This is a genomic window from Flavobacterium sp. UBA4854, assembly GCF_002399805.1.
Taxonomy (GTDB): Bacteria; Bacteroidota; Bacteroidia; order Flavobacteriales; family Flavobacteriaceae; genus Flavobacterium; species Flavobacterium ginsengisoli.
Genome location: NZ_DHEI01000157.1, coordinates 5,600 through 7,151, shown reverse-complemented (window position 1 = coordinate 7,151; position 1,552 = coordinate 5,600). Strand labels below are relative to the sequence as shown.

Annotated in this window: 1 protein-coding gene; it reads right to left on the bottom strand. The window is 36.4% G+C overall.

Annotation, left to right across the window (positions count from 1 at the left end; all coding sequences use genetic code 11):
- A partial coding sequence (locus B3J44_RS22475; RefSeq protein ID WP_286971555.1) for a ribulokinase occupies positions 1–1,325 on the bottom strand: 1,325 nt, incomplete at its 3' end.
- Between the last annotated feature and the right edge of the window lie 227 nt (positions 1,326–1,552).

The following is a 1,552-nucleotide window of genomic DNA, read 5'->3' as shown; positions in this document are numbered from 1 at the left end:
GCTCCAAAACAGATTGCGTTTACTAAAGCTTTGAAAATATGAGGTGCTTTTGTTCCTAAAGAAAGGTTCGAAATGGCACTTTTCACTTCCTGATTCGCATCTGGAGTTCTACGTCCATTGATCCAATCTAGAGCAATTGGAAGACTTTCTGAAACTGGGATTTTCTCTGCTTCTTTCGTCAATTCAACAATTAATTTATCGCTGAATTCTTCTCTTAACTGTTCTTTTTGAGCATCATTTAAAACAGAAGATGTTCCTAATAAATGTTCCGTTGGCCACATTAAAAGTTCTTTGTACCAAGCCAATAAATCACCAAAAGCAGATTGTCCTGCTTCTAAACCAATAAATCCTGGAATAACAGAACCGTCAACTTGACCGCAGATTCCGCGAACGGTTTTTGTTCCAACCTCATCATAAGAACCCACTAGAATATCACAAGTTGAAGTTCCCATAACACGAACCAAAGTATTTTCTTCGATTTTAGCTCCAACTGCTCCAGAATGCGCATCAAAAGTTCCAACAGCCACAACTGTTTCTGTCGAAAGCCCTAGACGATCTGCCCATTCTTGGCTTAATTTTCCAGCAACTAAGTCTGACGTATAAGTTTCATCATATAAATTGCCACGTAAAGTCGCTAAATATGGATGCAGTTTTTCTAAGAATTCAACTGGCGGTAATCCGTTCCAGTCTGCGTGCCACATGGCTTTATGTCCTGCTGCGCAACGGCTTCTTTTGAAGGTTTTTAAATCTTTATCTTCAATTAACAAATACGTCATTAAATCGCAGTGCTCCATCCAAGTGTGCGCTGCATTTCTAACCGCTTCGTCTTGTCTTGCAATGTGAAGAATTTTTGCCCAAAACCATTCAGAAGAATAAATTCCTCCAACGTATTTTGTAACATCTTCTCCGCCCCAGCTTACTGCCAGTTCGTTAATTTCGTTTGCCTCATTTATAGAAGTATGATCTTTCCATAAAACCATCATCGCATTTGGGTTTTCTTCAAAACCTTTTGTCAATGCTAATGGTGTTCCATCTGCTGTAACTGGAACTGGTGAAGATCCTGTTGTATCAATACAGATTCCGCGAACCAATGCCGGATCAACATTACTTTCTTTTACAACATTTTGAATTGTAATTTCCAATCCTTCGATATGATCCAAAGGATGCTGACGAAATTGGTTTATAGAAGCGTCACAATATTGCTTGTTTTTCCATCTTTTGTAATGAGAAACATTCGATGCCAACTCCTGCCCATTTTCTGTGTCAATAAGCACCGCACGAACAGAATCTGTTCCGTAGTCCAATCCTATTACATAATTTTTCATTCGTATTTTATTTTAAAATATTGACAAATATAATTATTAAAATTTTATAAGTGTACAAAAAACACTTAATAAAATTCTGCTCCGTAATTTTTACAAAAAATGCATCAAAACAAAGATTTAAGCCTAAAACAGAAAATAAATGTCAATGTTACATTTATAATGTTGCGATTATTTCATCTTAATCTTCAAAATGGTCACAGAATAAGCTGGAAAATTGTACTAAACTT